Source organism: Nocardia sp. NPDC051463, assembly GCF_040681975.1.
GTDB lineage: Bacteria > Actinomycetota > Actinomycetes > Mycobacteriales > Mycobacteriaceae > Nocardia.
On sequence record NZ_JBFBAB010000035.1, the window covers coordinates 18,846 to 21,463 of the forward strand.

The 2,618-nt window shown below is 63.0% G+C and carries 1 protein-coding gene; it reads left to right on the top strand.

Annotation, left to right across the window (positions count from 1 at the left end):
* Window positions 1-610 precede the first annotated feature (610 nt).
* Window positions 611-2,359 (top strand): glycoside hydrolase domain-containing protein, encoded by a 1,749-nt coding sequence (locus tag AB0M74_RS31120; RefSeq protein WP_366529873.1) that lies wholly within the window; start codon window positions 611-613, stop codon window positions 2,357-2,359.
* The last annotated feature ends 259 nt before the right edge of the window (window positions 2,360-2,618 follow it).

Genomic DNA, 2,618 nt, shown 5'->3' on the forward strand with positions numbered 1-2,618 from the left:
GCACAAGAGAAACGGAAACCATCCAGAGTTGAACGTCGGTGCTGAGAAGAGATGTTCGGGAGGCACGTCACACGAGTCGTCCGATCATCGATTCTACCCTCCCGAATGCCATCGGCAGGGCTCGCGCTCTCATCTGTTCGGATGAGGACCCGCGTCAGCAACCCTGCTCTACTCGGTAGGGCAACCGGTTCGCTATAGCCGGTCGGCTGTGTCTTCCTGGAGGGCATCGTGATCGAGGCATCTGTCCACCGGAACCCTTGCGGGCCCGACATGACCAGGTACCGGCCCTTGCCCCGTGGCCGGATCGTCACCTCCCGATTCGGTTCTCGTGGCGACGATTTCCACGGGGGTGTCGATCTCGGTCGGCCGGGCGGCGCGAGCCTGTACGGACACGTGATTCGCGCGGTCGCGGTAGGCGAACGGGTGGCGGTCCGACAGCGCATCGTCCGGATCGACCCCGACTACACAGCCAACGGCGACGTCGCCCCGCACTTGCACCTCGAGTGGCGTCGACGCTCATGGGCAGCACCCGGTCTCGGACCGGCTCTACCCGTTGCCGCTGCCGGCCGAAGCCGTGGATCCAGCGTCCGCTACCAAGGGAGGTTCCCACATGTCGACGGCAGTTGATTTCGCCGCACGTTTGATCGACCCCCAAGCCATCAAGGCCGCGGGTCATAGTGCTGTCCTGGTGTATGTAGCACCGAGCAGACCTGGAGCCGGTTTCGGCGCCAAGCCGGTGACCAAGGAGTATGCCGAACGCCTGAAAGCCGCTGGCCTCGACATTGTTTCGATATGGCAGTACGGCAAGGTCGGCAATGCCCAGGCGCCGTCGGACTGGACCACAGGCTACGACGGCGGATATCGGATGGGCATTCAGGCCAGGGAAATTCATTCCGATGCCGGCGGGCCCGATGGGTGCCCGATCTTCTTCGCGGTGGACGAGGACATCGGGCTGGACGAATGGAACCACCGGGCAGTCGACTTTTTCCGGGGTGTCAACGACGCGATCGGGCAGGAATGGACCGGCGTCTACGGTTCGTCGAAGGTGTGCGCCTGGGCGATCGAAGACGGCGTGATCGGTCGGACTACCGAGGACCGGCACTGGGCCTGGCAGACGCGCGCATGGTCCGGCGACCGGCTCGATACCCCCGAGGCTGTGCTGTATCAGCGCGTCATCGACACCCCGTCCAATCCGGGCCCGGTGATCGATGGGGCTTCGGTCGATGTCAACGACATCTTGGCTGCCGACTTCGGGCAGTGGTCCATCGTTCGCGCCGCGACGCAAGGAGAACCCACCGTGAACGCCCCGGAATACACCGAACTCGACAGGATGGGGAACTCCCGCTCGCAGCGGTGGGGAGCGCGCATCACCAACTTCCTGTTGCACACCCAGGAAGGCAACGGCACGGCCGAATCGCTGGCGGCGTATCTCAACAACCCGGCCAATGGCGTCTCGTATCACTACACGCTCAAAGATGGAATCGTTTGCGACGTCGTCGATACCGATTACGCGTCGTGGTCGGTGTTGGACGCCAACAGCCAGACGATCAATCTCTGTTTCGCCGGCAGCCGGGCATCCTGGTCGACCGACGACTGGTTGTCCATCGAAGAGGATCTTCGGATAGCCGCTTGGCTGGCCGTTCAGGACGCGAAGAAGTATGGTTTCGCCCCCGACGTCATCGCCCCGCCGTACACGCGCAGGGACGGCATCTCCGACCATAAATATGTGACAGAGTGCCTCGGGATCGGCACGCATACCGACGTCGGCTGGAACTTTCCTTGGGGTGTCTTCGAGAGTCACGTCCGAGAATTCGCCGGTGGTGTACCGATCGCCGGAGCAATCGGGGCGAAGGCGGCCGAATCGCCCTGGCTGGGCCCACGAGTGGGTCCAGAGGGCGAAATGAAGACAGCCGACGGTGTGGGCCGATTCGTGCAGTTTCTGCACGGGTATATCTATTGGCATCCGTCCACCGGTGCGCATCCGATCCCGGAGTCGTTGTTCGGAAAATACGCGGAAACAGGTTGGGAAGCGGGGCTTTTGGGCTATCCGATCACCGATCACACCGTGCTGCGCGACCCGGAGGGCGAAGTATGGGGCGAGGTGCAGGGCTTTCAGAATGGGGCGCTCTACCGACGCAACGGTCAGCCGGTGTACCTGGTGCACGGCGAAATCCGTGAGCGATGGAACCGAAGCGGATTCGAGAACGGGCCGCTCGGCTGGCCGACATCCGACGAAATCCCTTTCGACACCGGGACCTATCAGGAGTTCGAAAACGGTCGGATCTACTGGACACCGAAACCGACACTCGCCCTCCTGACAGTCGACGGACAGGTGGAGCCGCTGCGCGATACCGCTTGAGCCCGGCTCAGGTGGCCTTCACGTCCGTCGTGGCCTTGCGGGCCCCGACGGAGCCGGTGGTGAGATCGTGCCTGATGAATGTTCTGTTGCCGGAGTTCCCACGTTATGGCGAAGCAGTCGTCGTCGAGCACCGTGGCCACGTGCTGATGCTCGTCTACAACCTTCGATCAGCCGGAGGATATCTGCGGGGCGGTGCATGAACTCCGTGCGCTGTTCGTTCGCGGCCCAGAACCGAGTGGCGAGCGTTCGAATTGGATCG

What these genes read in the sequence shown, in the direction of transcription:
- AB0M74_RS31120 (WP_366529873.1), top strand. Translation starts at nt 611, where the DNA reads ATGTCGACGGCAGTTGATTTCGCCGCACGTTTGATCGACCCCCAAGCC.